Source organism: Acinetobacter sp. COS3, from assembly GCF_000475335.1.
Classification (GTDB): Bacteria; Pseudomonadota; Gammaproteobacteria; order Pseudomonadales; family Moraxellaceae; genus Acinetobacter; species Acinetobacter venetianus.
Genome location: NZ_AXCD01000012.1, coordinates 97,225 through 122,602 on the forward strand (window position 1 = coordinate 97,225; position 25,378 = coordinate 122,602).

The following is a 25,378-nucleotide window of genomic DNA, read 5'->3' on the forward strand; positions in this document are numbered from 1 at the left end:
TGTTTAGCGATGTTGATTGTTGGCGTATTGGCTAAACCAAATACTTACTAAAACCAGTATGATTCCGATGATCTGTAATGTTGTAAGCGACTGGTCTAAGAACCACCAACCGAGTAAAACTGCTGTGAATGGGCTAAGCAGTGAGAGTGAGGAAATCACATTGGCATTTAAAAATTGAAGACCTCTAAACCATAGACTATAACTAAATGCAGCTCCCATGAGACTAAGCCATGTTAATCCTAGGAGATTAAGGGAAGAAGGCATATGAATGGGCTGATCAAACAACCAAATCAGTGGTAATAGCAGTAAACCACCTGCGGTAAGCTGCCATGCACTGAGGGTTAAGGCTGAAACGGGTGCTTGCCATTTCTGAGTTAAAATCATACCGAGTGCCATAGAGGTCGCCCCCGCAAGACCTGCAACAATACCGATTGGGTCAAGTGTGGTGTCTGCTGTAAGAACGAGCAGTGAAACACCACCCATTCCGATTAGTGCAGCAAAAATAGCCAAAGGTCGAATTTTACTTGAGAGCAAAACAGCCGAGAGCATAATAATGATCAAAGGTTGTGATGACAGCACAGTACCTGCGACACCACCAGGCAAACGATAGGTAGCAACAAATAACAAGCTAAGAAAAAGTGTGATATTTAAAGCACCGAGAATAAATGCATATAACCACCAACGACCTGTTGGAAGCTGCCGAGTCAGTAGTAGGAGCAACAATCCAGCAGGCAAAGCACGCAACATAGCAACGACCATCGGGGAGAAGTTAGCTAAAGTCGCTGTCGTAACAATATAGGTACTGCCCCATATCAATGGGGCAATTGCTGTGATTAAAAGATTGGCATGATGCGTTTTCATAGGATATCTAACACCTCACTGAGTGGGCGGCGTGGTTTTTGCGGCCAATTACCATCTACTGAGCGTCCGACTGGGAGCATCAGTACTGGAATTTCATCTGCTCCAAGTGAAAATAGGTTGCTGACTGCTTGGTGATCAAATCCAATCATAGGGCCTGAATTCCAGCCCATTGCTTCTGCTGCATACATCAGCGTTGCTGTTCCTAAAGTTGCTGAACGAATTGCTTCATCTCTTGCAGTTTCAGGATGACTGTAAAGTGCTTGTGCATTCTCTTGCCAATCATTTGCCATGGTGTTAGGCATGAGGCCCGTTTCTAGAAATGGCTCTAGGCGTTGAGATAGATGCTCCGCATTCGGAAGCTGACCACAAATGATAAAAGTGACAGCTGCATCCATGACTTTTCTTTGCTCATAACTCAAGGTAAATAGTTGTTGTTTGAGCGTTGTACTTTGAACTGCGATGAAACGCCAATTTTGTAGGTTAAATGCGGTCGGTGCTCGAGTCGCCAATCGAACAAGTTGTTCAATTTCTTGCTGCGATAAAGTGTGGTTTGGGTCAAAGCGGTTCACAGAAACACGCTGTTCAATGAGTTGGAGAGCTTGCTGCATAGTGATTTACTCAATTCAAAAGAATAAAAAAAGTATAGGTACTTGCTCATTAGTGAACAATTGGGTAGTTTTGAAATTAACTATTTACTCATTGGAAATAATAGAGTGGATCGATATACATTATTTCAAGTGTTTCGGCAGGTTGCGGAACAGGGAAGTTTTGCAGCAGCAGGACGTCAGTTAGGCCTATCCGCTCCAACAATCAGTAAAAGTATGGCTGAGTTGGAAGCGCATTTGGGTGTGCGTTTAATTCATCGAACGACGCGTCGCATGTCTTTAACGGAGGAAGGTAAAATCTATCTAGAACACTTAGTTCGTGGGCTTGATGCTTTGATTGAAGCTGAAGAGATGATTTTTAATGCCAAAGCATCACCGCATGGCGTGCTTAAAGTCAGCGCTCCCATGACTACAACCTTAATTTATCTTTCTGAAGCCATTCCTGATTTTTTATCTGCTTATCCTGACTTAAAGCTTGAGATGCATTTGGATGATCGGCGAGTTGATCTCGTACAGGAGGGTTTTGATCTTGCAATTCGAGGTTATGGTCAGTTGGATGACTCTCGTTTGGTTGCAAGAAAGCTGACGGTTATGCCATTAGTGTTATGTGCGACACCATATTTTTTTGAAATACACGGTACACCGCAAACGCCTATTGATTTGCGAGAACTAGAACACATCCGTTTTCCCTATGGACACCAAGCCGATGTATGGACATTTCGTAAAAATGATCAGGTGGAGGAAGTTTCGGTAAAGGCACGTTATTCTGTGACATCAAGTTTAGCGGTTCGAGATGCGTTAAGGGCGGGTTTTGGAGTCAGTTTAATCCCTCGGCCGTATGTACAACAGGATTTACAAACTGGCGTTTTGCAGGAGGTATTACAGGACTGGTCAACAACGGAGGTCACACAATATGCAATTTATCCATCAAGACAACACTTAGCACCCAAGATCCGTGTTTTTATAGATTTTTTAGTTGAACAATTTAAAAAGATGGATAACTGATAATGCCATTGTATGTATTATTTTTAATATTGATAAAGGATTGAAGCGATGGAGAAAGCAAAATGTACTTTCTCCACCAAAATTGATTAACTCAAATGTTCACCAAATAAACCCAATGCTTCTTCAGCAGTGAATTCATAACGGGTATTACAGAACTGACAGTCCATTTGAATTGGATTCTGTGCTTCTAAAGTTTCATGTACGGCATCGACACCAATTTGGATCAAGGCATTGGCACAACGCTCTTTAGAACAAGTACAGCCAAACTTTAATTGTTCAATCTCTGGGAGACGAACTTCTTCTTCATTGTAGAGACGGTACAAGATTTCATTCGCCGAAAGATCAGTTAGTTCTTCTGGTTTTAGCGTTTCAGTCAGCATGGTCAAACGCGGCCATAGATCTTCATCAACAAGTTTTTGCTCTTCTTCATCATTACGAGGCAATAGCTGAATCAGTAAACCACCTGAACGTTGAGCATTAGTTGCCAATACAATCCGAGTCGGGATTTGTGCAGACAAATCATAATATTGCATCAAACAACCCGCCAATGTGGGTTGGTCAAGCGGTACGATCCCTTGATAGCGTTCGCCGTGTTCAGGTTCAATATTGATGAACAGCACAGGATTTGAAAGTGCAGCAAGTACAGTTCTGCTATCGCTACCCTCTAAAAACCGTGGATCTTCTTCATAATCAGCAAGAGCACGAACTTCACCGAGATGATTACACTCAGCCATTGCCCACTTGAATGTGCCATTTGCCTGAATTTGTAAGCTAATTCGGCCACGAATTTTAAGCGTACTTGCGAGTAATGCGGTTGCACTGAGCATTTCACCTAACAGGCTTTGTACCGCAGGCATATAATCTCGTTGTGCAAGAATAGTTTGTAGTGTTTCTTCTAAATGAACCACTTCACCGCGAACAGGGCAGTCTTCGATATAAAAGCGTTGGCGTAAATCAGACATATTTTTCTCCAATACCCCGTATAGGGAAAACAAAGCAACGCTTTGCTTTGAAAAGCTCTTTCAGCTTTATAAGAAGGTGAATGGTTATGCAGTCAATAATGGTGTCTGTTTAGCAAAACTCAAGTTGTTTCATTGGATGAATTTGCATCACTTTGTTTGTTTTGGTTACTGTTCAAACGATCCTGAGACAAAGTTTTTGTATTTTCAAACAAATACTCAAGTTCAGCGATTGCATTTGGATAAGTCTCAACCGAATCATCATCTTGATGTGATCCATGTTGCTGCTCCAGTAAGCTTTGATCTTCTACGCGGAAACATTCGATTTGCGTATGTGCATCAGTTGCAGATAAGCCTGTTTCAATTAAAGCTTGTGCTGCCATTTCAAGTGATGATGCATAAGTTTCACGCCATACGTGTTGAATACCTAAGTTATCTAATAGATGAGCATGATGGCGATCACGTGCTCGTACAAAAAGATTCAGATCAGGGTAGTTAAGACGTAAATGTCTTGCCAGATTCATGCAATCTTCGACATCGTCGATTGCTAAAATCAGAAGCTTACAATATTCAATTCCAGCTGCGCGTAAGTTCTCAACTTGAGTGACATCAGCATCTAAAAAATAATGCCCATATTGCTCAATAAATTCGGCATCAGGTTGGTTACTGTCAATGACGCTAAATTTTAGACCTTGAGCATGCAGCGCCCGCCCAATCACTTGCCCAAATCGACCAAAGCCAACAATGACTATAGGATGCTGAGGAACTTCTGCTACTGTGATAGGTGCTTTTTTCTGAATGATGGGTAATATTTTGTTATGCATGAGCCAGTAAAGGAGTGGCGTCAGCAACATAGAACCTATCGCGATTAAGAACATAGGTTCTAGCAGATCTCTGGAGAGAAGCTGCTCATCTTCTGCAAGTTTGAACAAAATGAGTGAAAGTTCACCACACTGTGCCAAAGCGACGGCAACAAGCAGACTGTTCTCCATTCGGCGATGTTGGAAATAATAAATCGTACCAATCACGAGTGCTTTGACTAAAACCAGCACAAGGATTGCAACGAAGATAAAAATAGGCGATTGATACAATGGAACTAATGAAATACTTAAACCAATCACAAGAAAAAATAAGCCAATTGCAATGTCTTTAAAGGGTTCAATAACCCTTGCAACTTCAGCTTTAAACTCAGTTTCAGCTAAAAGTAATCCCGTAAGGAATGCACCAATCAACACATGGATATTTAAAACCTCCATGAGCAGAATCACCGACAAAACCACAAATAAGCCGAGTGCAGGAATCAATTCAACGCTTTTACGACGAACTAAATAACGAAATGCAGGGCGAACAATGTAGCGACTGGCGAGAAATAAGCCCGAGATTGTGGCAATAATTGCTGCAAAATACGCGATTCCATGACGTGTTGAGGCTGTGTCTTCAAGCAGAGGAAACAGAGCAATCAAAACCACGGTCACAAATATTTGAAATTGTAGCGAAGCTAACGATGCCTGCCCAACGGATGTATTGAGTTGTTGCTTTTGCTGTAATAATTGTTGGACGATATTGGTGGAGGCAAATGCCAACATACATCCAATCAGAATACTGCTGAATAAATCATGAGTGAGCGCAAAACTTATACTGCTGAATAGGACGGATAAAACAGCAAGTGCTAAACCGCTATTTTTAATGATACTACGACGCTCTATCCATAGTTTTTGTGGACGGAAAGCAAATCCAGCAAAAAACATCAGCATAATCATTCCAAGATGCATGATTGGCTGAATAAGCTGTTGGTCGTCGATGAACCCTAATCCTTGAGAACCAAGCAACAGCCCTGCAATTAGATAACCTAAAACGGTGGTTGAGCTATAGCGTTTTGCGAGCGGAACAAGAATTAAAGTCGCAATCAGTAAAAAAATGATTTGTAGCAGTAAAGACATTTATTGCCTCAAATTTTTATGTTTTTAAATAGAGAATTTAACTAAACTCTTGTGGATCAACGTCAATCGATAGCCTGAGCTGATGCTGACGAGGTAAATGTACCACTTGTTGCCACCATTGACGCAAATAAAAATGCAGTTTTGCTCGATCGGCAGATAAAATCACCATATGCGCACGATAACGTCCTGCTTTACGCTCCATTGGTGCAGGGATAGGGCCCCAAATATCGACAATTTCAGCGGCCATTGTTCTCAGCTGTTGTGCTGCTTCACTCAAGAATTGTTGGCTATATTCTCGATTTTTTGATTCGACTCGTACCAATGCTGCATATCGATAAGGTGGCAGCATAGCAATTTTACGTTCAGCCAGCATTTGCTTTGCCACAGTTCGATAATCATGCTCAATCAATGTGGTCAGCATAGGGTGATCGGGACGTAAGCTTTGTAGATAAACATTACCTTTATGTTCTCCACGACCTGCACGCCCCGCGACTTGGACAATTAACTGTGCTGTACGTTCAGGTGCGCGAGGGTCAACACTCAGTAAACCTGCATCAATATCTAAAATCGCAACTAAAGTGACATGTGGAAAATGATGCCCTTTCGCTAGCATTTGTGTGCCCAATAAAATACTCGGCTTATTTTGTTGGATACGATCGTAAATCTTCTGCCAACTGCCGACCCGACTGGTGCTGTCTCGATCTACCCGAATCACATCATGATGTGGAAACAGCTCCTGTAAATGTTCTTCCAGTTTTGCTGTGCCTGCACCGATACTTTTTAAGGTTGGTTTTTGGCATTCAGGGCAATGATCAGGTAGGCGATGAATCGTACCGCAATGATGGCAATGCAAATAATGATAAGGCTGAGAATGCAATGTAAAATGCGCATCACAATGTGGACAGTTTGCTTGCCAACCACAACTTTCACACATCAAGATCGGCGCATAGCCACGTCGATTTAAAAAAATCAGCACTTGTTCTTTTTTTTCTAACGTCAGTTTGATTTGATCAATCAAGTTTTGGCTGATGCCGTGCTGCTTCTTTGCGATTTTTAAATCAATCACATGCATTTTGGGTAATACCGCAATACCTGCACGCTGATTCAGCTCAAGCAAATGTAATTTGCCTGATTCTACGAGATGGTAGCTATCTAAGCTTGGGGTCGCTGAACCTAAAATCACAGGGCAACCTTGTAAATGTCCTCGATATAATGCGACATCTCGTGTGTGATAGCGGAAGCCCTCTTGCTGTTTAAAGGAGAGGTCATGTTCCTCATCCAAAATAATCAAGCCAAGATTTGGCATCGGTGTATAAATTGCGGAACGTGTACCGATCACAATCGATGCTTTGCCGGTCTGTGCATGTTGCCATGCTTGTAATCGTTTCGAGTCATTTAACCCTGAATGGAGTAAGGCCACATCACAATGAAATCGTGATTTAAATCGAGCAACAGTTTGTGGCGTCAAGCCGATTTCAGGAACGAGTACGAGAACTTGCTTGCCTTGTTTTAGTACCTCATGCATAACTTGTAAGTAGACTTCAGTTTTACCACTTCCCGTCAAACCATCGAGTAAAAAGGCTTGGTAATGATGCTGTGCTTTCACGATCTGTTGGATCGCTTTTTTCTGATCTTCATTTGGTGTCAACGGCATTTGCGCCAGTTGCACAGGCATCGGCGTAAAATCATGTGGTTCTAAACGACATTCAATCAGTTGCTTCTTTTCTAATGCTTTGAGTGTGGCAGTTTCGACACCACTCAGGTTGAGTACATTTTCGGTTGTACCATGTGGGTGTAATTTTAAGACTTGATAAGCATCATATTGTTTTTGAGAGCGTTTCAATAATGCATTCGGGTCATCGTGGGGCAGGATTTGCCATTGATGAAATAAAATATCCAGTGCGCGACCTTGCCTCAGTAAACTGGGTAAGGCACTTTGCATGACTTCACCAATTGGAAATTGATAATACTGTGCAGACCATGTCAATAAAGTTAAAACTTGTTGGTCTAAGATAGCTTCCTTATCGAGTAATTCAGTGATGGCTTTTAATTTGAACTGTCCTGTAAAAGCTTCGTCGGGATCGACCTTTTCGGTAATGATGCCAACTAGATTTTGTCTTCCGAAAGAGATTGCTACACGCGCGCCGATTTGCGCTTGGGCATATTGCTCCGCGTTGACTGTATAGTCAAAGGTGTCATAGACATATACGGGTATTGCAACTCGAATACGGTAGAGCGTCGCGTTAGAATTTTCGGTAGGCATATAGGCTTCATTCATGTTTAAAATCGCATGACTTCATGTCATAGAATTATGCTAAAGTGCTGCTGGTTATGTCGATGAATTTCTTGTGGAACTCTCGTTCCTCATCCGCAATACGGATACCACGGTAACAACAACTATTTTGGGACAATTAGAACAGAACCATGCCTGCTTATCAATTTACTGCATTAGATGCTTCTGGAAAGCAACATAAAGGCGTACTTGAAGGGGATTCTGCACGCCAGATTCGTCAACAGTTGCGTGATAAAGAATGGACACCCATTTCAGTTGACGCCGTTGAGCAAAAAGATAAGCAACAACAACGTGCTTGGTTTAGAAAGAGTTTTAGTGCCTATGATCTTGCTTTAATGACTCGTCAGCTTTCAGTGCTTGTCGCAGCAGGTATTCCACTGGAAGAAGCACTCAGAGCAGTAAGTAAGCAAAGTGAAAAATCGCATGTTCAAAATCTTCTCATTGCAGTGCGTTCGAAGGTACTGGAAGGTCATTCACTGGCACAAAGTATGCAACAGTCAGGTCGCTTCCCTGAGCTGTATATTGCAACGGTGGCAGCAGGCGAACGTTCGGGGCATTTGGATTTAATTCTAGACCAACTTTCTGACTATACTGAAAACCGTTTTGCCATGCAGAAGAAGATCCAAGGTGCAATGATCTATCCGATTATCTTAATGCTCATGTCATTTGGAATTGTGATGGGATTAATGACTTATGTTGTCCCTGAGATCGTCAAAACTTTTGAACAAAGCAAGGAAGCATTGCCGTGGATCACTGTAGTTTTAATGAAAGCAAGTGCATTCATTCGGCAGGCATGGATTGCGATGCTGATTCTTGCTGTGGTTGCGATGATTGTATTTACGCGATTTTTGAGAACAACAGCAGGACATTACGCATTTGACCGATTAACACTCAAATTGCCACTATTTGGTAAACTTTCGCGTGGTATAAACGCTGCACGTTTTGCTAGTACGCTCTCTATTTTGACGCGTTCAGGTGTTCCTTTAGTTGAAGCATTACGAATTGGTGCAGAGGTAAGTAATAACTGGGTAATTCGGGATTCCATCGAAGTTGCCATGGAGCGTGTAACAGAAGGTGGTAATTTGGCAACACAGTTAGAACGTTGCGGTTATTTCCCCCCAATGATGGTACAAATGATTCGAAGCGGTGAGGCATCGGGTGAGCTAGATCGGATGCTAGACCGAGCATCGACGATGCAAGATCGCGAAGTCACAGCTTTTATTTCGACATTGTTGGCGTTGCTAGAACCTTTGATGCTGATTTTTATGGCTGCGATTGTGTTGGTGATTGTGATTGCGGTAATGTTGCCAATTATTAATATGAACAATATGATCTAGGAAATTTGATGTTTGAGATGAAAATGAAGAATTCAATCCATGAACAGCATGCTGAGAATAATTTTAATCCTGCCACTCGAAGCATGGCTTCTCGCCTTGCGGTATCTTGCCACTCGAAGCATAGCTTCTCATCTTGCGCTGATGATCCTCGCACTCACAACACAGTTGCTCGTCTTGCGACCCGACCGAGCAATACTCGGTTTTCTCGGGTCTCAGGATTCACCCTAATCGAGGTGATGGTGGTGATTGTGATTTTAGGCGTTTTAGCTGCACTGATCGTCCCGAATGTAATGGGACGTGGTGAAAAAGCAAAAGTAGATACCACAAGTATTACTTTAAAAGGTGTTGCTGGCGCATTAGATCAATACAAATTAGATAATGGACGTTACCCATCAATGCAAGATGGTGGTTTGGATGCATTGGTCAATCAACCTGCTTCTGCAAAGAATTGGTTGCCGGGTGGTTATGTCAAAGGTGGTTATCCTAAAGATAGTTGGGAAAACGATTTACAGTATGTCATCCCAGGTCGAGATGGGCGCTCATTTGATTTATATTCTTTTGGCGCTGATGGTAAAGAAGGTGGCGAAGGGAATGACGCTGATATTTATTATCAACCTTAATATTTGATTAAAACAATCACTTCATTTTTAATTAAATAAATTGAGAGTGAAGTGATAATGTTTCTTGATTCGATAAATGTGTTTAAGGCCTTAAAAAATATATATTTATTATAATAATTGATATGTGAGATTTATAATAAGAATTATTCCCATATTTAATAGTTACAAGAAACAGAAAATAAGAAGAAAAATAGACTTTTTCTTTATATCAAAGCTTTGCATAATAAATTCAGACCATTTAAATCAGGTATGGGGGAGTCGGATGAAAGCATTTTTTGTGTTGAATGAACTGAATCAGTTTCATTGGGCAATGCTCAAATCTGTCGCCCTTATTCTCAGTTTATTACCAATGAGTCAAGCTGCATTAAGTTTATGGCAAGCGGCTGAAGGCAGTAGTCAGATTATGATAGGGTTCTTCGCGTTGACGATGTTAAGTGCATGGTTTGTACTTTGTTTCTTGAGTGCTTTAAAAACAAGTGTTTGGCATAACGAGGAAATGATCTCAAAATATGAGCAAATATTATTTAAAGCTTATGGTTATGTGCCAATGCTATTTTTATCAAGCTTAGTGGCTTATTTATCAGTTCAATTATCACTGGCTTTATAGTCTAAACAACAAAAAATTTTCATTCATCAAAAAAGAGCGTTTTATTTAAAAACGCTCTTTTTATTTTATCGACGAGATTTGAACGAAATATCTACTTTCTTCGGGCGATAAATCCAACCCATCATCAGTAATAACAGTGAGAAGATTAAAATCGGATAATCACTGAGTCGGTTGTAAAGTGTTTGCCCTTGCATAGCAGGTAATTCACCGCGTAACACAAACTCTTCATCCATCGGTGCTTGTTTGACGATATGACCATTCTGATCAATAAATGCAGTCACACCTGTATTGGTGGCACGAATAAACCAGCGACCATTCTCTTTCGCACGCATTTGTACCATCTGTAGATGCTGCCAAGGTCCAGCTGTTCCTGTAAACCAAGCATCATTGGATACGGTAATTAAGAAATCACTATCTGATGCATTACGACGAGTTAAATTAGGATAAGCAACTTCATAGCAAATCGCGGCTGCCAAGGCGTGTCCTTTAACCATTAACGGTTTTTGATTGGCTTCACCGCGTGAAAAACCACTCATACTCACGTCATTTTGCATTGCTGGAAGCACCCATTTCAGTAAACCTGACAATGGAATGTACTCGCCAAACGGAACTAAGCGTTGCTTTTTATATAAACCATAGGAATCACTGCCTGACGCCATGATACTGTTGTAATACAGTGGTTCACCAACTTGCTGTGATTTTGCCATATCCCAATAGGGAATACCTGTCACCCAAGCAGTATCTGATTTTTTCGCTTGAACATCCATTGCTTTTAAAAACTCTGGAATATCAGTTTGGAAGAGTGGAATAGACGACTCTGGCCATACAATCAGATCACGTCCCCATTCAGCTCGACTCAAAGCGGCATAAATTTCTAAAGTCTTAACTTGATATTCCGTTAACCATTTAAGGTCTTGAGGAATATTGCCTTGAATTAACGAAACGCTGAGTGGTTTTGCTGCTTTGGGTTGCACGAATTGAATAAATCCAGCTCCCCAAGCACCTAGAACCAGCAGAGCAGAGGGAATAACCCAAAAGAAACGTTTATTTAGGATTTCAACTAAAGCACATGCAAGTACGATCACAACGAAGGAAACCGCATACACCCCAAATAAAGGCGCATAGCCGTCAAGTAATCGCTCAGTAAATGCATAACCTGCAAACAGCCAAGGGAAACCAGTAAATACCCATGTTTTCGCCCATTCAAAGAGTACCCAAAGTGGCGCAAAGGTCAAAGGTGTTTCTGGAAAGAACCGACGATAGAGCCATGTTTGAAACGCTGTAAATAAGCCCATTGCTGTTGCCATAAAGACAATCATCAAAATGCTTAAGAACGCATTGGTATCACCGTAGGTATGAATGGAGGTATAGAGCCAAAACGCGCCGACAAACCATAAACCAAAGCCATAAGCCCAACCTAAAACAAAGGCTTGTCTAGGCCCTCGCTGGCGTAAAACCGCATACAATAATGCTGGTGATAAAATCGCAAGCCACCAAAAATAATAAGGTGCGAGCGCCAAGCTAAAGATTGCACCCGAAATGAGTGCAATCAAAAGTGGAAAAATAAAAGGGAGCTGTTTTTGTGATTGGGATGGATTTAACAGCTTTTCAAAATAGCTTCTCATTGACGTACAGCTCGAATCAGATGAATAGTGCGTGCATCTGCTTCGATAATGGTGAATTGCCAATCGCCAAGTTCAATCGTTTGTCCTTGTAGATCGCTGACGAGACCAATTTCTTGTAGAAGCAGACCGCCCATAGTTTCAACTTCATCGTCAGAAAAATCTGCATCTAAAATAGTGTTGAAATGTTCGATTGGTGTAAGTGCTTGAACAATCCACGTATTTGCAGTTGTTGGGTCATTGTCTGGAACAATATAGAGCGCTTCTTCATCTGCAATATCATGTTCATCCTCGATTTCACCGACGATTTCTTCAAGAATATCTTCGAGTGTGACTAAACCAGAGGTTGACCCATATTCATCAATGACGATTGCGATATGTGTTTGCGTATTTTTAAGCATACGCAACACTTGATCCGAACGCGCACTCTCGGGTACGAAAACAGGTTGGCGCATCAATGCACGAATATCAACATTGACATTACGTTCAGTGAGAAATGGTAAAAGGTCTTTTGCTAGTAGAATACCAACCACGTTGTCACTTTGATCAGCCGAAAACACAGGGAAGCGTGAATGTGCTGATTCAATTAAGACATCTAAAATATCAAAGAGTTGATCATCCTCTTGTAAGCTAATAATTGCTGTACGTGGGGTCATCACCTCTCGAATTTTTGTTGCTGGTAGATCTAGAACACCCTCAAGCATAGCAACAGTATCTGGCTCTAAAAAGCGACGCGAGTTTTGAACTAACTTGAGTAATTCATCGCGGGTTTCAGGTGCGGTACCTAACCATTTTCTTAAGCCACGCATACCCCACGACGGACTGGATTCCTCGACCATGATCTTTCCTAAAGACTCTCTATATCAATTAGATGATTTTCATCATACCGAAGATAAAGCGGATATGCATCAATAAAACGATGCAAAAAACGTACAGTTTTTCAAAATATTGTTGGTGATTTTTATATAGTCACTTTATGTTAAAATATGAAAATTAGAATATTTGAGTTTAATGATGTCTGAAGCAGCAAAAGTTCCTAGTGTTCAGCTAAATACCAGAGGTCTACGTTGTCCTGAGCCTGTAATGATGTTGCATCAAGCAATCCGTAAAGCCAAAGCAGGTGACATTGTTGAAGTATTGGCAACTGACCCTTCTACATCTTGGGATATTCCAAAATTTTGTATGCATTTAGGACATGAGCTTTTGCTCAAAGAAGAAAGCCTTGATGAAAATAGCAATACTGAATATCGTTATTTGGTGCAAAAAGGCTAATTCTTTTTTTTAATATTACTTACCTCCCGTATTGGGAGGTATATGCAAAATCATATTGCGAACAGCGGTTATTTTTCACCATGAAACTTTTCAATCCAGTGATTTAACCAATAATCCACACTCACATAACGACCACCACCCAGCACAATTAACGCAAGTAACATCACAAAATAGGTTGCTGCAAACTCGATACCATTATTTAAAATAACAAATGAGCCACTCGATGTGAGCCAGTCATAATTGCCATAAGTCATTAAAATCTCTCTTGCTTTCTCTAATTTTTCAGCAGACTCCATCACTTGCATATTGGCAAAAGGTGCTTGTGGGTCGGCAATCGCTTGCCAACCATTCGGTAGATGCACAGTAAATATCGCGACGAGCATTGTGATCATCAACGGAATACTGATCCATCGAGTTGCTAAACCCAGTGCAAGTAAAATAGCACCACCTAGCTCAGCAGAAGTTGCTAGTGTTGCCATCAGTGTTGGAAAGGGTAAGCCTAAGCCCCAATCGGGGTTACCAAACCATTCAACGGTATCTGCAAAATGAGCAAGCTTATTCGAACCTGCCATCCAAAACACTGGGACAAGAAATAACCTTAACGAAAGTGCTGCAATTCCGTCGAAATGTTTTAAATGCGAACAAAAATTCTGATAGCGTAACAATAAAGGATAAATAAATTTATTCATGAGGATTTCACACCGACTCGTATTGAATAGTTATTAGTCGGTTGAGGATTTAGTTTCTTACAAGAAAAAAATTATTTTTTAACTGTAATAAATTGAGTGGTCGCTCGTCTAATAACATGTACCTAAGTACAAAACCCCAAATTGATTTAAAAGGAACTTCAAAATGAATAAGTTAAATTCGATGACTTCAGTCGCTGCTTTAGTTGCACTATCTATGGTTGGTGCAACAACACATGTCTCTGCGGCTTCAACGACAACTGAAACCCATGTGACCAAAGCTGCTGATGGTAAATGTGGTGAAGCAAAATGTGGTGCAAATAAAGCCAAACAACAGCACAAAACAACTGAAGCAAAATGTGGCGCTGACAAAAAAGCAGCTGATGCGAAATGTGGTGCTGACAAAAAAATGGCTGATGCGAAATGTGGCGCAGATAAAAAAATGGCTGATGCAAAATGCGGCGCACACTAATCAATTAAATAATCGGTGATGACAACAACTTTAATAACGTTGTTGTCATCATTGAAAAGGAATGCAAATGGTTGCTTTCACTGGTGCTGGACTAGGTTTAAGACGTGATTTTATTGATACGTTTTTACAAGCAGACCAACATCCTGATTTTATAGAAGTTGCACCTGAGAACTGGATGGGTTTTGGTGGGCGACATGCAAAGTTATTGGCGCAATGTTTGGAAAAGTCGCCATTAGTTTGTCATGGGCTTTCCTTATCTATCGGTGGGCCGCATCCACTTAATCTTGAGTTTGTGCACCAAGTACGAGATTTTTTAAAACAACATCATGTACTGACTTATTCTGAGCATTTGAGTTATACCAATGATGGTGGTTATTTATATGATCTGTTGCCGATTCCGATGACAGAAGAAGCCGTGGACTATGTGGTTGAACGGGTCTTGCGTGTACAAGATATTTTAGGACAACGTTTAGTTCTGGAGAATGTTTCAACGTATCTCATGCCGAATGCAGAAATGAGCGAAAGTGATTTTGTTCATGAAGTGATTACACGCGCAGACTGTGAATTATTGCTTGATGTAAATAATGTCTATGTGAATAGTAAGAACCATCAAACAGATGCATATGCTTTTATTGATGCGATGCCGAAAGATCGGATTCGATATTTACATATTGCTGGTCATGAACAAGTGAGTGATGATTTGTTGATTGATACGCATGGGGAAAATGTCTGTGATCCTGTGTGGGAATTGTTGGCATATACCTACCAAACTGGTGGTGTAAAGCCGACCTTGTTAGAACGTGATTTTAATATTCCGACGTGGCAGCAACTTCAGCATGAGCTAAATATAATCAAGGATTTACAACATCAATTTAGCTATCCACAATCACTTCATACCAATACCTTAAATATTATAAATGAGGTAAAAGTATGAAGATGAATGAACGTCCTTTGCAGCAAACTCAGCAGGCATTTTGTGCATGGGTTCGTGACCCTCGATCAGATCTTCCAGCAGAATTTGCAACAGAGCGAATGCAGGTTTATCGAACCTTATTGTTCAATAATGTCAGTTCATTTATTAACTTGGTGTATCCGATTGCCCGAACGCTATTATCTGAGACGAAATGGCAGGCTTTGCTGCAAGATTTCTTTCAAAATGCTCAAAATCAATCACCATTTTATAATGATATTTCGTTGCAATTTAGAGAATATCTGGATGAGCAACAACATCCAATCTCACAAGAATATCCGTGGTTAGCAGAGTTATTACAATTTGAATGGCTGGAACTCTATTTAGATACGGTTGAAATCGAAGAAAAGACATTTTCACAGACTTCCGCTTGGCAATTGAATACACACATTTGGATTTTGGTGTATCAATATCCTGTTTATCTTTGGACGATGGAACATCAGGACTTTGAGTATTCACCGAGCGCAGTGATGGTTTGGCGAAATCATCATGATCAGGTTTGTGTTGAAACATTATCTCCATTATTCGCTTGTTTGATTGAACAACTCAATCAGAAAGCCTTGACTAAACCAGAGCTTAAGCAGTTGATAGACACGACGTTGCCAGACTTATCTGCACCAGAAGTAGAGCAACAACTGAAGCTATTATCTGAACGATTAACTGAGTTAGATTTATTGTATATCCCAGAACAATAGGATGAGGTCAGGAGATGGCTCAGGCTGCTACCAACAATGACGAGTTCATTCAACAGCTACAAAATCCTGTTTTTTTGCATGATTTAAGGCAGCAAATGATGAAGTTTGCAGTATTGCAGCTTTCCTCATTTCATCAAGCGGAAGACGTGGTGCAAGAGGCTTTAGTGAGTGCTTTGCAGCATGTTGAATCATTTTCAGGGCGTGCAGCATTTAAAACGTGGGTGTTTGCGATTCTGAAAAATAAGATCGTTGATTCGATTCGACAAAAAACACGTCTGGTTAGCATGAGTGAGCTATTTCATGATGATGACAGCGAGTTAAGCGTGGATGCGCTGTTTGATGCTGCTGGACATTGGCAAAAATCAGAGATGCCAAAAGCATGGCAAAATCCTGAAGAAATGATGGAGCAACAAGATTTTTGGATGATTTTCGATGCTTGTTTGAATCATTTACCTGCAAAGTATGCACAAGTTTTTATGTTGCGGGAAATGATAGAACTCAGCTCTGATGAAATATGTGAAAAGCTGGAACTTACGGTTTCTAATCTCAATGTTTTAATGTATCGCAGCCGAGCACGATTACGTGAGTGTTTGGAAAATAAATGGTTACTTCAGGAGGATTGCTCATGTTGACCTGTCGACAAGCAACGCAGTTACTTTCTGAACAACAAGATCGACAACTGTTGTTGAAAGAACAGAGTGGTTTGCAATTTCATTTGATGATGTGTCGTTCATGTCGACGTTTTGGTAAGCAAATGAAAACGATGAGTGTATTGTCTAAAGCATATAAACGATTTGATGAAGAGCAGAAAGATTAAAATAAAAAGCCTCAATGAATTGAGGCTTTTTATTTAATTATGTGGCAGACATTATGCGTTACCACATGATCTAAAAATTACATGTTCGGGTATGAGAAGCGACTAAAGCTTCGCAAGAACTATCCGAATATTACATATTCGGATAGTTAGGACCACCACCGCCTTCAGGCGTTACCCAAGTGATATTTTGTGACGGATCTTTAATGTCACATGTCTTACAGTGGACACAGTTTGCAGCATTGATTTGGAAACGTTTAGAACCGTCATCATTTTCCATGATTTCATAAACACCAGCAGGGCAGTAGCGTTGAGCAGGCTCATCCCATTTTGGTAAGTTCACATCTACTGGAATAGATGGATCAGTCAACTTTAAGTGTGCTGGCTGATTTTCTTCATGTACGGTATTCGATACGAATACAGAAGATAAACGGTCAAAGGTCAACTTGCCATCTGGTTTTGGATAGTTTGGTTTAAACGTTGACGCATCCACAGTTTTCAGTGCTGCAAAGTCTTGTTTAAGATCATGCAAAGTAAATGGCACTTTAAGGATGTTTTGATCGATAAAGTTAAACGCACCACCAATCCACTGACCAAACTTGTGCATTGCAGGCCCAAAGTTGCGTGAGTTATATAACTCTTCTTTTAACCAAGAGTTGTTATATTTGTCAGTATAAGCAGTTAATTCTTTGTCGAAGTGATCGTCGCCTTCAAGAACACGAGCAATCGCAAGATCACCACCTTTTGCAACACCCGCAGCAATCGCTTCGAATACTGCCTCACCACACAACATACCTGACTTCATTGCAGTGTGTGAGCCTTTGATTTTTGAGAAGTTCAAGAAACCAGCGTCATCACCAATCAAGCAACCGCCTGGGAAAGTCAGTTTAGGTAAAGCATTAAAGCCACCTTTCACAACAGCACGAGCGCCGTAAGAAATACGTTTACCACCTTCTAGGAATTGCTTGATGGTTGGGTGTGTTTTCCAGCGTTGCATTTCCATGAATGGATACATGTGCGGATTTTCATATGATAAATCCACGATCATACCCAAAGTCACCTGATTGTTTTCAGCGTGGTATAACCACCAGCCACCAGATGAACCTGTTTCAGATAATGGCCAGCCAGCACCATGCATGACTAAACCTGGCTTATGTTTAGCAGGATCGATTTCCCAAAGTTCTTTAATCCCGATACCGTAGTGCTGAGGATCAGCATCTTTATCAAGATTGTATTTTGCAATCAGGCGTTTACCAAGGTGACCACGGCAGCCTTCAGCGAACAAGGTATATTTAGCGTGAAGCTCATAACCCGGTGTGAAGTTGTGTGTTGGCTCACCATTTTTGCCAATCCCCATATCACCTGTTTGAATGCCTTTTACCGTACCATCTTCGTGGTAAAGTACTTCAGCAGCAGCAAAGCCTGGGAAGATCGAAACTTCTAATTCTTCAGCCTTTTGACCTAACCAACGCACGACATTACCAAGAGAAATGACATAGTTCCCTTCGTTGTGCATTGATTTAGGAACCATCCAATACGGCATCTTTTGTGCTTTGGTATCAGACAATAAGAAATAAGTTTCGTCGCCCGTAACAGGAACATTCAGCGGAGCGCCTTCTTCTTTCCAGTTCGGGAACAATTCATTCATGGCACGCGGTTCAAGTACAGCACCAGAAAGGATATGCGCACCAACTTCAGAGCCTTTTTCAACCACACAAACAGAAAGATCTGGTAGGTTGTTTTCAATCGCTAATTGACGAATTTTAATCGCAGCAGATAAACCCGCAGGTCCAGCGCCTACGATCACTACGTCAAACTCCATCGCTTCGCGTTCGATGTGTTCCATGTAGGACTCCTCATATTTTAAGGGTGGCAACCGTAATCATTGCTATTCGGTGCTGCCATGAGTGTTCTTAATTGCCAAGCACAAAAACTAGCTATTGCGCTTGCAAACGTTTGGGATAGTATAGTTTTAAACCTTGATCTCGCCAATTGGCTGAGCGGTCATATTTTCTCGTCAGCAAGGCATAAACTATGATAAATGAAAATGATTCTCCACAAAACTCTTTAGAAAATCAGGGAAAAACCGTGTTGTCTGATGATAAAAACTTAATGAACATTACACAATACTTAAAAGATGTACAGCAAAGTCACAAAAGGTCAATTCCACCTTTAGACCAATGGCATCCAAAGCATTGTGGCAAAATGGATCTACGCGTAAAAGCTAACGGAGAATGGTGGCACGAAGGTCAATTGGTCAAACGCCAAGCACTGTTAGATCTGTTTAGCAAAGTGCTTTGGAAAGAAGATGGAAAATTCTACTTAAAAACCCCTGTTGAGCAGATCGAAATTGAGGTAGAGGATGAACCTTTATTGATCAATCAGGCTGATCAAGTTGAGATTGAGGGTAAGCTTTATTTACAGTTGACCACAACCAATCAAGATGTCGTGATCGTAGATGAGGAACATCCGATTTTTATGCGGGAATATCAAGGGGAATTGCGTCCATATGTGCATGTACGCTTTGGTATAAATGCATTAATTCAACGACAAAGTTTTTATCATCTCGTGAATTATGGCTGTCTGTCAGAAACTGAAAATGGTGAAGCTGTTTTAACGTTAAAAAGTGGTGATTTGGTATTGCATTTGAGCACCTGAGGTTTAAGCTTAAAAGAGTGAATTAATCATTGTGTCAATATATCTGTATGACTGCCGTTCAACCTATTGCTGAAGTACTTCATCCTATGCCACATGCATCATCAGATGCACCAATTGGGGTTTTTGATTCAGGAATAGGAGGGCTTTCGATAGCACAGGAAATTGCACGACATCTGCCAAATGAGCGCATCATTTATTATGCAGATACGGCGCACGTTCCTTATGGTGCACGTTCTGACCAAGAAATTCGTGAATTAACGGCACATGCAATTGAATGGTTATATCGGCAAGGCTGTAAGATTGCTGTAGTTGCTTGTAATACTGCATCTGCGTTTAGTTTGGATTATTTGCGGGAACACTATGGGGAAAATTTTCCTATTGTTGGGTTAGTACCAGCGTTAAAACCAGCTGTGCTGCAAACACAATCTAAGGTTGTCGCTGTGTTAGCAACTCCTGCAACATTCCGAGGTCGATTGATCAAAGATGTGATGACGAAGTTTGCTGAACCTGCGGGGGTAAAGGTGTTAACCGTGACCAGTTTGGATCTTGTTCCGTTTGTAGAAGCTGGGCAGCAGATGAGTGATGGTTGTTTACAGGTATTACAGCAGATATTACAACCTGTTGTAGACCAGGGCGCAGATTTTCTCGTACTTGGTTGTACGCACTATCCATTCTTGAAAGATGCTATTCATCAAATTTTTGCTGAAAAGCTGAAATTAATTGATTCAGGACAGGCAGTTGCGCGACAAACAGCATATATTTTGATAAAAAATAGGTTATTATGTGACAAAATAAGTCATAATATTACACGTATTGAATGTTTTGTTAGCGGTCAAAATGCGGTTGAGTTGGAGCCAGTACTCCAACACTTGATACCAGAACAACTGACATGGACGATTCAAGATCTGGTTGAAGTTTAGTTTTTTGATTCTAAATTTCTAACCATACTTAAGATTTTATGGGGTTATCTGTTCATAAATTACAGGCTCAAGGGCTTGGGTTTATAGATAAGTAAAATGAGGCTCAGCCTATGCAAGATACTCGTTATCAAGTTTTTATTTCTACGTCTGGCAATGAAATGCAACCAGAGCGGGCAGTATTAACTCAAACTTTGGTTGGAATGGGGTTCTTTTCGTGGGGCTTGGAACAGCGCACACCTTTAAGTACCTCGATTGCACGTCGTCAGATTGATGACTGTGATTATGTCGTGATCCTGCTAGGTAGTCAGTATGGTGAGCAGTCAGTCTCTGGTGTTGGCTATATGCATCTAGAATATATCTATGCAATGACCAAACAAAAACCAGTGATTGTTTTCATGCATGAAGATCCTGATTCACGTGAAACTGGTTTGCATGATAATAAACCTGAGCTGAAAGAAAAATTTAAAGAGTTTAGAAAACAACTTCAGCATGAGGTTGATCAAGTTTTCTGTTATCGGACATTGAGAGATTTAGAGCTTGCTGTGCGTTCGAGCATGCCACAAATGTTGGAGCGCTATCCGGTTGTGGGTTGGGTTCGTCCTCAAAATACTCAAGTCTTACAAGACGAAATTGATGCATTACGTACCAAAGTCAAACAACTCGAAGCAGAAGTTGGTGGGCGTGAAGCTGATCCAATTGCTTCCGTACCAAAAGTTTCTATGCATGAACTGTATTCATTTGAATATCGTATGCATGCTTACCAAGATGGCAATTTCAAAGAAATAAAAACCTTTCGTAAAATAACTTGGGCACAACTACTCAATGTCTTAGGTGCGTCGTTTATTATTCCAACACCAGAAGAATATTTTTCAAAACGTATGAATGAATACTTAAATGAAACTGGTTTAGAGGATGCACGTAAAGAGATGCCACGAGCGCATGCCGTATCTCGTGCGCAGATTAATATCCGTGCTTTGCATGAGATCAAATTGCAGATGCGACAAAATGAGTGGATTGTTCCTGCTGGGCGTGATGATCGACAACGGATGTTATGGCAGTTGACGCATAAAGGTCAGAAGCTATTGGAAAGTAATATGTTGGATAGTAATCGGGTTTTTCAGTTTAAGACCATGCATTAAACCAATTTAAAAAAAAATCCTAAAACTGCTAAAGTAATGAGAGAAATTTACTTATAGCGGAAGCGGTTAATGTCAGCGATACAAAAACCAAAAGTCACTGTGGTTTTGGCTAATTTAGGTACGCCAGATGAAGCCACTGTGCCAGCAGTGCGTCGTTTCTTAAAACAATTCTTATCTGATACGCGAGTGATCGAAATTCCAAAACCAATTTGGTGGGTGATCTTGCATTTATTCGTTCTGACGTTTCGCCCAAAGCGAGTGGCTGAAGCCTACGCCTCAGTATGGTCAAAAGATTCACCGATGCGGGAAATTGTGCTTGAGCAAGCGCAGTTAGTCAAACAACGCTTACAAGATGAAAATCATCAGTTTGATTTAACGGTTGTACCTGCCATGACTTATGGTCAACCGAGTATTTATGACGTACTGGATCAATTAGAAAAAGACCCACAAGAACATGTCATTTTATTACCATTATTTCCGCAATATTCAGCAACGTCGACAGCACCACTTTATGATGCTTTTGCAAAATGGATTCCTAATCAACGCCATTTACCTGGTTTGACGTTGATTAAAGATTATTATCAGCATCCCCTATTTATTCAGGCACTTGCCGAAAGTGTTCTTGAATATCAAACGCATCATGGCAAAGCACAGAAACTCCTCATGTCTTTTCATGGTATTCCTCAGCCTTATGCTGATAAAGGCGACCCGTATGCGGATCGTTGTCGAACTACAGCAGGTTTAGTCGCTGAAGCGTTGCATTTAAATGATGATGAATGGGCGATTAGTTTCCAATCGCGATTTGGTAAGCAAGAGTGGGTGAAACCTTATACAGATCAATTGCTGCAACAATGGGGTGAGCAAAAAGTAAAATCTGTACAGGTACTTAGTCCTGCATTTTCAGCAGATTGTTTAGAAACACTTGAAGAATTAGCCATGCAGAATAAAGAAATTTTCCAACATGCAGGTGGTGGAGAATATGCATACATTCCTGCCTTGAATGCGCAACAGTCGCATATAGATTTGCTTGCGAGTCTAGTTCAAGCTAATCTTGATGCTCTTACTCATACCTTAGCCCATCGTTAAATCGACGCTTATTTCGCCAGAGGTTTTTATGCTGCAAGTCAAAATTGTGCCCGTAACTGCATTTGCTCAAAACTGTTCCATTGTTTGGGATAGTGAGAGTAAAGAAGCTGTTTTGATTGATGCGGGCGGTGATGCAGCGGTACTCAAAAAAGAGGTGGAAGCATTAGGTTTAAAGGTCAAGGCACTTTGGCTAACACATGGGCATCTTGATCATGCAGGTGCGGTGGGTGAGTTGGCTGAGACATGGAAAATCCCTGTGATTGGGCCGCATAAAGAAGATCAGTTTTGGTTAGACATGATCCAAGAAGTGTCGGCACGTTATGGTTTTCCGATTCCTCAACCTGTCAAAGTTGATCAGTGGTTGGAGGGTGGAGAAGTCCTTAAACTGGGTGATGATGAATTTGAGGTTCGCTTTGCACCAGGGCATACCCCTGGTCATGTGATGTTCTATAACGCTCAACATGGTTTGCTTTGGACTGGAGATGTACTGTTTAAGGGTTCGATTGGACGTACAGACTTTCCGAAAGGCAATCATCAACAGTTACTTGATTCGATTCAACGTGAGTGCTTTAGCTTGCCTGATGAAACGCAGTTTATTTCAGGTCATGGCCCAATCAGTACCATCGGTTATGAAAAGAAATTTAACCCGTTTGTTGCGAGCAAAGCGGGCTAATCCTCATAGTCATCTTCGTGACGTTGTAAGCCTGCTTGAGGTGCATCTTGAGTGGGCAATTTATATTCTTCACTTGCCCAAGCACCTAGATCGATTAATTTGCAGCGCTCAGAGCAAAATGGGCGAAATTCATTGCCTTCCCAAGTGCTAGCTTCACCACAACGTGGGCATGGAAATGTACGAGGCATAGAAAACTCCTACAGCAAAACTAAATACATTAGGCAAAAGCAAAGTGACTTGTTAGACTTATGCCCGATTTATAGATAGTTTGATGTGATTATGTCGATTCGTCAATTTCAAGCGCATAAAATGCAAGCTCCACGAGATTTTCAGCAAATTCCAAATACACCAATTTGCGTTGAAATTGGTGCTGGTAAAGGTAAGCATGCCTTACTTTTTACAGGACAAAATCCTCAAACCACGTTATATGCAATTGAGCGTACTAAAGAAAAATTTTTGGCGATGCAAAAACAGCATCAACTTGAAGTGCGTGAATATTTAAACCCGATTCATGCGGATGCATTACCGTGGATCGTCCATGCTTTATTTCCAGCACAAGTTGAACATTTCTTTATTCTCTATCCCAACCCAGAACCTCATAATCCAGCACAACGCTGGTTAAATATGCCTTTTTTTGAGTTTCTAATTTCGCGCTTAAAGCCGAATGGTACGATTACATTTGCCAGTAACATTCCCGAATATATTGATGAAGCGGAACAGCAACTAATTGAATTGTGGAAGCTGCCGTATGAAAAACAAAAAATTGCTAGCGATTCGGCACGGACTCATTTTGAAATTAAGTACCTAGAACGCGGTGAATTATGCCAGCAATTGCTGATCACTAAGCCTCAGGAATATGTCACGCGTTTTGATGATTTCATGCCATTACAAGGGCAGATCATGTCTGAGAGCAGTGATGCCGAATAAGCGCATTGCCATTATTGGCGCTGGCCCAGCAGGTTTGATGGCAGCCGAAGTGCTCAGTCAATATGACTATACGATTGATGTGTTTGAGCAAAAACCTTCTGCTGCACGCAAGTTTTTGATGGCAGGCAAAACAGGATTGAATATTTCCCACAATGAGCCTGTCGCGGATTTTATTCAACGCTATGATCAAGCGGAATGGCTTGCGCCTTGGATCAAACAGTGGGATGCAGCGTGGATTCAAAATTGGATGCATGGTTTAGGCATCGAATCCTATATTGGCAGCTCTGGACGAGTTTTCCCCGTTGAAATGAAAGCAGCGCCTTTACTTCGCGCTTGGCTAAAACGTTTGATGACAACGAAGGTAAAATTTCACTATCGCCATCGCTGTGTAGAATTATCTAAAAATGAACTCACGATTGAAAATCAGACTCAGCGTTTTACGGCAAGTTATGATGCGATAGTTTTGGCATGTGGTGCGGTGTCTTGGGCACAGTTGGGCAGTGATGGCTTATGGCAAGATTGGTTAGCAAAGGACGAAATTGAAACTTTTCAACCCAGCAATGTTGGAGTACTGAAAACATGGTCGCCATTCATGCAAGATTGTTTTGGGCAACCACTCAAACGCGTTGATGCATGGGTGAATGCAGAAAACAAAACGCATGGCGATATTGTGATTACACACTACGGTTTAGAAAGTGGTGTGATCTATAAGTTAGGGCGTGATTTAAGAGCCTTAAATGCCAACCATCAAGCCTTACAACTTTATTTGGATTTGCTGCCCGATGTCAGTCTGGAGCAGTTAGAAAATAAGTTACAAGGTAATAAAAAGCAGTCCTTAACCAATATTTGGCGTAAAGCGGGCTTAGATCAAGTCAAAATCAATTTAATTCGTGAAGTCGTTGCTAAAGCGCAATGGTCTGATGCTAAACAAATGGCGCAGCATGTTAAACAGTTATGTATTCCTTTGGATGGATTCCGTCCTATTGAAGAAGCCATTAGTTGTGCAGGCGGCGTGAAGCAAGCGGCACTGTCTCAGCAGTTACAATTGCAATCTAATCCTTATGTGTTTTGTTGTGGTGAAATGTTGGATTGGGATGCACCCACAGGTGGTTATTTACTGACAGCTTGTTTTGCAACGGGGCGGGCAGTAGGACAAGGTGTTCATCAACTTTTGAGTGACTGAAACAGCTCACTTTTTTATGCTATATCCGATATTA

General features: G+C 41.1%; 27 protein-coding genes. 17 read left to right on the forward strand and 10 right to left on the reverse strand.

Going from position 1 to position 25,378, the window contains the following annotated elements; all coding sequences use genetic code 11:
* Positions 1-3: 3 nt before the first annotated feature.
* Positions 4-861 (reverse strand): DMT family transporter, encoded by an 858-nt coding sequence (locus tag IO68_RS23810; protein ID WP_023013155.1) that lies wholly within the window; start codon positions 859-861, stop codon positions 4-6.
* Positions 858-1,469, reverse strand: coding sequence for a nitroreductase family protein (locus IO68_RS23815; protein ID WP_023013156.1), 612 nt, complete (start codon positions 1,467-1,469; stop codon positions 858-860). The genes IO68_RS23810 and IO68_RS23815 overlap by 4 nt, the downstream gene beginning before the upstream one ends.
* Before the next feature lie 105 nt (positions 1,470-1,574).
* Here IO68_RS23815 and IO68_RS23820 point away from each other — a divergent pair, with 105 nt between their 5' ends.
* Complete coding sequence (locus tag IO68_RS23820) at positions 1,575-2,471, forward strand: LysR family transcriptional regulator (RefSeq protein ID WP_023013157.1); 897 nt, start codon at positions 1,575-1,577, stop codon at positions 2,469-2,471.
* 86 nt (positions 2,472-2,557) lie between these two features.
* Here IO68_RS23820 and hslO read toward each other — a convergent pair whose 3' ends face one another.
* The 3 genes from hslO to IO68_RS23835 form a co-directional block, all read right to left on the reverse strand.
* A complete protein-coding gene (gene hslO / locus IO68_RS23825) occupies positions 2,558-3,433 on the reverse strand; it encodes an Hsp33 family molecular chaperone HslO (protein WP_004876552.1) in 876 nt (291 codons plus the stop codon).
* A gap of 119 nt (positions 3,434-3,552) precedes the next feature.
* The gene (locus IO68_RS23830; RefSeq protein WP_023013158.1) at positions 3,553-5,370 is read right to left on the reverse strand and encodes a cation:proton antiporter; all 1,818 of its coding nucleotides are present in this window, start codon (positions 5,368-5,370) and stop codon (positions 3,553-3,555) included.
* A gap of 37 nt (positions 5,371-5,407) precedes the next feature.
* Positions 5,408-7,633 carry a primosomal protein N' gene (locus IO68_RS23835; protein ID WP_023013159.1) on the reverse strand — a complete coding sequence of 742 codons (2,226 nt, stop codon included), beginning with the start codon at positions 7,631-7,633 and terminating at the stop codon, positions 5,408-5,410.
* 161 nt (positions 7,634-7,794) lie between these two features.
* Between IO68_RS23835 and gspF the strand changes: the two genes are divergently transcribed.
* The 3 genes from gspF to IO68_RS23850 all read left to right on the forward strand — a co-directional run bounded on the left by gspF (position 7,795) and on the right by IO68_RS23850 (position 10,227).
* A complete protein-coding gene (gene gspF, locus IO68_RS23840; RefSeq protein ID WP_019385791.1) occupies positions 7,795-9,000 on the forward strand; it encodes a type II secretion system inner membrane protein GspF in 1,206 nt (401 codons plus the stop codon).
* 8 nt (positions 9,001-9,008) lie between these two features.
* Positions 9,009-9,620 (forward strand): type II secretion system major pseudopilin GspG, encoded by a 612-nt coding sequence (gene gspG, locus IO68_RS34285; RefSeq protein ID WP_019385790.1) that lies wholly within the window; start codon positions 9,009-9,011, stop codon positions 9,618-9,620.
* Between the two features lie 262 nt (positions 9,621-9,882).
* A complete protein-coding gene (locus IO68_RS23850) occupies positions 9,883-10,227 on the forward strand; it encodes a hypothetical protein (RefSeq protein WP_004876561.1) in 345 nt (114 codons plus the stop codon).
* Positions 10,228-10,292: 65 nt separating this feature from the next.
* Here IO68_RS23850 and lnt read toward each other — a convergent pair whose 3' ends face one another.
* Both lnt and IO68_RS23860 read right to left on the reverse strand, forming a co-directional pair.
* Positions 10,293-11,852 (reverse strand): apolipoprotein N-acyltransferase, encoded by a 1,560-nt coding sequence (gene lnt / locus IO68_RS23855; protein WP_023013160.1) that lies wholly within the window; start codon positions 11,850-11,852, stop codon positions 10,293-10,295.
* Entirely contained in the window at positions 11,849-12,688 is an 840-nt protein-coding gene (locus tag IO68_RS23860; RefSeq protein ID WP_007480070.1) for an HlyC/CorC family transporter, read from the reverse strand. The genes lnt and IO68_RS23860 overlap by 4 nt, the downstream gene beginning before the upstream one ends.
* Positions 12,689-12,863: 175 nt before the next feature.
* Between IO68_RS23860 and tusA the strand changes: the two genes are divergently transcribed.
* Positions 12,864-13,121: a sulfurtransferase TusA gene (gene tusA, locus IO68_RS23865; RefSeq protein WP_004876567.1), complete on the forward strand. Its 258-nt coding sequence runs from the start codon at positions 12,864-12,866 to the stop codon at positions 13,119-13,121.
* Positions 13,122-13,189: 68 nt separating this feature from the next.
* Here tusA and IO68_RS23870 read toward each other — a convergent pair whose 3' ends face one another.
* Complete coding sequence (locus IO68_RS23870; protein WP_023013161.1) at positions 13,190-13,810, reverse strand: DoxX family protein; 621 nt, start codon at positions 13,808-13,810, stop codon at positions 13,190-13,192.
* A 163-nt stretch (positions 13,811-13,973) separates the two neighbouring features.
* Here IO68_RS23870 and IO68_RS23875 point away from each other — a divergent pair, with 163 nt between their 5' ends.
* The 5 genes from IO68_RS23875 (at position 13,974) to IO68_RS23895 (ending at position 16,761) form a co-directional block, all read left to right on the forward strand.
* On the forward strand, positions 13,974-14,279 hold the full coding sequence (locus tag IO68_RS23875) for a hypothetical protein (RefSeq protein ID WP_004876572.1): 306 nt from the start codon (positions 13,974-13,976) through the stop codon (positions 14,277-14,279).
* 67 nt (positions 14,280-14,346) lie between these two features.
* Positions 14,347-15,213, forward strand: a complete 867-nt coding sequence (locus IO68_RS23880) for a DUF692 domain-containing protein (RefSeq protein WP_023013162.1) — start codon at positions 14,347-14,349, stop codon at positions 15,211-15,213.
* Positions 15,210-15,944 (forward strand): DUF2063 domain-containing protein, encoded by a 735-nt coding sequence (locus IO68_RS23885; protein WP_023013163.1) that lies wholly within the window; start codon positions 15,210-15,212, stop codon positions 15,942-15,944. Before IO68_RS23880 ends, IO68_RS23885 begins: the two co-directional genes overlap by 4 nt.
* A 14-nt stretch (positions 15,945-15,958) precedes the next feature.
* Positions 15,959-16,576 (forward strand): RNA polymerase factor sigma-70, encoded by a 618-nt coding sequence (locus IO68_RS23890; RefSeq protein WP_007480063.1) that lies wholly within the window; start codon positions 15,959-15,961, stop codon positions 16,574-16,576.
* Positions 16,570-16,761, forward strand: a complete 192-nt coding sequence (locus IO68_RS23895) for a zf-HC2 domain-containing protein (RefSeq protein WP_023013164.1) — start codon at positions 16,570-16,572, stop codon at positions 16,759-16,761. Before IO68_RS23890 ends, IO68_RS23895 begins: the two co-directional genes overlap by 7 nt.
* Before the next feature lie 130 nt (positions 16,762-16,891).
* Here IO68_RS23895 and IO68_RS23900 read toward each other — a convergent pair whose 3' ends face one another.
* Complete coding sequence (locus IO68_RS23900; RefSeq protein WP_019385783.1) at positions 16,892-18,604, reverse strand: electron transfer flavoprotein-ubiquinone oxidoreductase; 1,713 nt, start codon at positions 18,602-18,604, stop codon at positions 16,892-16,894.
* A gap of 188 nt (positions 18,605-18,792) precedes the next feature.
* Here IO68_RS23900 and IO68_RS23905 point away from each other — a divergent pair, with 188 nt between their 5' ends.
* The 5 genes from IO68_RS23905 to IO68_RS23925 all read left to right on the forward strand — a co-directional run bounded on the left by IO68_RS23905 (position 18,793) and on the right by IO68_RS23925 (position 23,234).
* A complete protein-coding gene (locus tag IO68_RS23905; protein ID WP_007479174.1) occupies positions 18,793-19,416 on the forward strand; it encodes a DUF1285 domain-containing protein in 624 nt (207 codons plus the stop codon).
* Between the two features lie 47 nt (positions 19,417-19,463).
* Positions 19,464-20,336 carry a glutamate racemase gene (gene murI, locus IO68_RS23910; protein ID WP_023013165.1) on the forward strand — a complete coding sequence of 291 codons (873 nt, stop codon included), beginning with the start codon at positions 19,464-19,466 and terminating at the stop codon, positions 20,334-20,336.
* Between the two features lie 110 nt (positions 20,337-20,446).
* Positions 20,447-21,475 carry a DUF4062 domain-containing protein gene (locus tag IO68_RS23915; RefSeq protein WP_023013166.1) on the forward strand — a complete coding sequence of 343 codons (1,029 nt, stop codon included), beginning with the start codon at positions 20,447-20,449 and terminating at the stop codon, positions 21,473-21,475.
* A 69-nt stretch (positions 21,476-21,544) separates the two neighbouring features.
* Complete coding sequence (gene hemH, locus IO68_RS23920; protein ID WP_023013167.1) at positions 21,545-22,561, forward strand: ferrochelatase; 1,017 nt, start codon at positions 21,545-21,547, stop codon at positions 22,559-22,561.
* Positions 22,562-22,589: 28 nt separating this feature from the next.
* The gene (locus IO68_RS23925) at positions 22,590-23,234 is read left to right on the forward strand and encodes an MBL fold metallo-hydrolase (protein ID WP_023013168.1); all 645 of its coding nucleotides are present in this window, start codon (positions 22,590-22,592) and stop codon (positions 23,232-23,234) included.
* Here the strand turns inward: IO68_RS23925 and IO68_RS23930 are convergent.
* Complete coding sequence (locus IO68_RS23930) at positions 23,231-23,422, reverse strand: DNA gyrase inhibitor YacG (protein ID WP_007479167.1); 192 nt, start codon at positions 23,420-23,422, stop codon at positions 23,231-23,233. The two genes, IO68_RS23925 and IO68_RS23930, sit on opposite strands and share 4 nt — an antisense overlap.
* Positions 23,423-23,507: 85 nt before the next feature.
* Here IO68_RS23930 and IO68_RS23935 point away from each other — a divergent pair, with 85 nt between their 5' ends.
* Complete coding sequence (locus tag IO68_RS23935; protein WP_171068567.1) at positions 23,508-24,161, forward strand: SAM-dependent methyltransferase; 654 nt, start codon at positions 23,508-23,510, stop codon at positions 24,159-24,161.
* Positions 24,151-25,344, forward strand: a complete 1,194-nt coding sequence (locus IO68_RS23940) for a TIGR03862 family flavoprotein (RefSeq protein ID WP_023013170.1) — start codon at positions 24,151-24,153, stop codon at positions 25,342-25,344. The genes IO68_RS23935 and IO68_RS23940 overlap by 11 nt, the downstream gene beginning before the upstream one ends.
* Positions 25,345-25,378: the final 34 nt, after the last annotated feature.

Excerpts from the sequence above, each read along its gene's own strand:
- IO68_RS23925 (WP_023013168.1), top strand. The coding sequence starts at position 22,590 with ATGCTGCAAGTCAAAATTGTGCCCGTAACTGCATTTGCTCAAAACTGT.
- IO68_RS23870 (WP_023013161.1), bottom strand. The coding sequence starts at position 13,810 with ATGAATAAATTTATTTATCCTTTATTGTTACGCTATCAGAATTTTTGT.
- IO68_RS23890 (WP_007480063.1), top strand. The coding sequence starts at position 15,959 with ATGGCTCAGGCTGCTACCAACAATGACGAGTTCATTCAACAGCTACAA.
- gspF (WP_019385791.1), top strand. The coding sequence starts at position 7,795 with ATGCCTGCTTATCAATTTACTGCATTAGATGCTTCTGGAAAGCAACAT.
- IO68_RS23860 (WP_007480070.1), bottom strand. The coding sequence starts at position 12,688 with ATGGTCGAGGAATCCAGTCCGTCGTGGGGTATGCGTGGCTTAAGAAAA.
- IO68_RS23880 (WP_023013162.1), top strand. The coding sequence starts at position 14,347 with ATGGTTGCTTTCACTGGTGCTGGACTAGGTTTAAGACGTGATTTTATT.
- gspG (WP_019385790.1), top strand. The coding sequence starts at position 9,009 with ATGTTTGAGATGAAAATGAAGAATTCAATCCATGAACAGCATGCTGAG.
- IO68_RS23915 (WP_023013166.1), top strand. The coding sequence starts at position 20,447 with ATGCAAGATACTCGTTATCAAGTTTTTATTTCTACGTCTGGCAATGAA.
- hemH (WP_023013167.1), top strand. The coding sequence starts at position 21,545 with ATGTCAGCGATACAAAAACCAAAAGTCACTGTGGTTTTGGCTAATTTA.
- IO68_RS23930 (WP_007479167.1), bottom strand. The coding sequence starts at position 23,422 with ATGCCTCGTACATTTCCATGCCCACGTTGTGGTGAAGCTAGCACTTGG.
- murI (WP_023013165.1), top strand. The coding sequence starts at position 19,464 with ATGACTGCCGTTCAACCTATTGCTGAAGTACTTCATCCTATGCCACAT.
- hslO (WP_004876552.1), bottom strand. The coding sequence starts at position 3,433 with ATGTCTGATTTACGCCAACGCTTTTATATCGAAGACTGCCCTGTTCGC.
- IO68_RS23830 (WP_023013158.1), bottom strand. The coding sequence starts at position 5,370 with ATGTCTTTACTGCTACAAATCATTTTTTTACTGATTGCGACTTTAATT.
- lnt (WP_023013160.1), bottom strand. The coding sequence starts at position 11,852 with ATGAGAAGCTATTTTGAAAAGCTGTTAAATCCATCCCAATCACAAAAA.
- IO68_RS23900 (WP_019385783.1), bottom strand. The coding sequence starts at position 18,604 with ATGGAACACATCGAACGCGAAGCGATGGAGTTTGACGTAGTGATCGTA.
- IO68_RS23850 (WP_004876561.1), top strand. The coding sequence starts at position 9,883 with ATGAAAGCATTTTTTGTGTTGAATGAACTGAATCAGTTTCATTGGGCA.
- IO68_RS23835 (WP_023013159.1), bottom strand. The coding sequence starts at position 7,633 with ATGCCTACCGAAAATTCTAACGCGACGCTCTACCGTATTCGAGTTGCA.
- IO68_RS23875 (WP_004876572.1), top strand. The coding sequence starts at position 13,974 with ATGAATAAGTTAAATTCGATGACTTCAGTCGCTGCTTTAGTTGCACTA.
- IO68_RS23810 (WP_023013155.1), bottom strand. The coding sequence starts at position 861 with ATGAAAACGCATCATGCCAATCTTTTAATCACAGCAATTGCCCCATTG.
- IO68_RS23895 (WP_023013164.1), top strand. The coding sequence starts at position 16,570 with ATGTTGACCTGTCGACAAGCAACGCAGTTACTTTCTGAACAACAAGAT.
- IO68_RS23905 (WP_007479174.1), top strand. The coding sequence starts at position 18,793 with ATGATAAATGAAAATGATTCTCCACAAAACTCTTTAGAAAATCAGGGA.
- IO68_RS23815 (WP_023013156.1), bottom strand. The coding sequence starts at position 1,469 with ATGCAGCAAGCTCTCCAACTCATTGAACAGCGTGTTTCTGTGAACCGC.
- tusA (WP_004876567.1), top strand. The coding sequence starts at position 12,864 with ATGTCTGAAGCAGCAAAAGTTCCTAGTGTTCAGCTAAATACCAGAGGT.
- IO68_RS23885 (WP_023013163.1), top strand. The coding sequence starts at position 15,210 with ATGAAGATGAATGAACGTCCTTTGCAGCAAACTCAGCAGGCATTTTGT.
- IO68_RS23940 (WP_023013170.1), top strand. The coding sequence starts at position 24,151 with ATGCCGAATAAGCGCATTGCCATTATTGGCGCTGGCCCAGCAGGTTTG.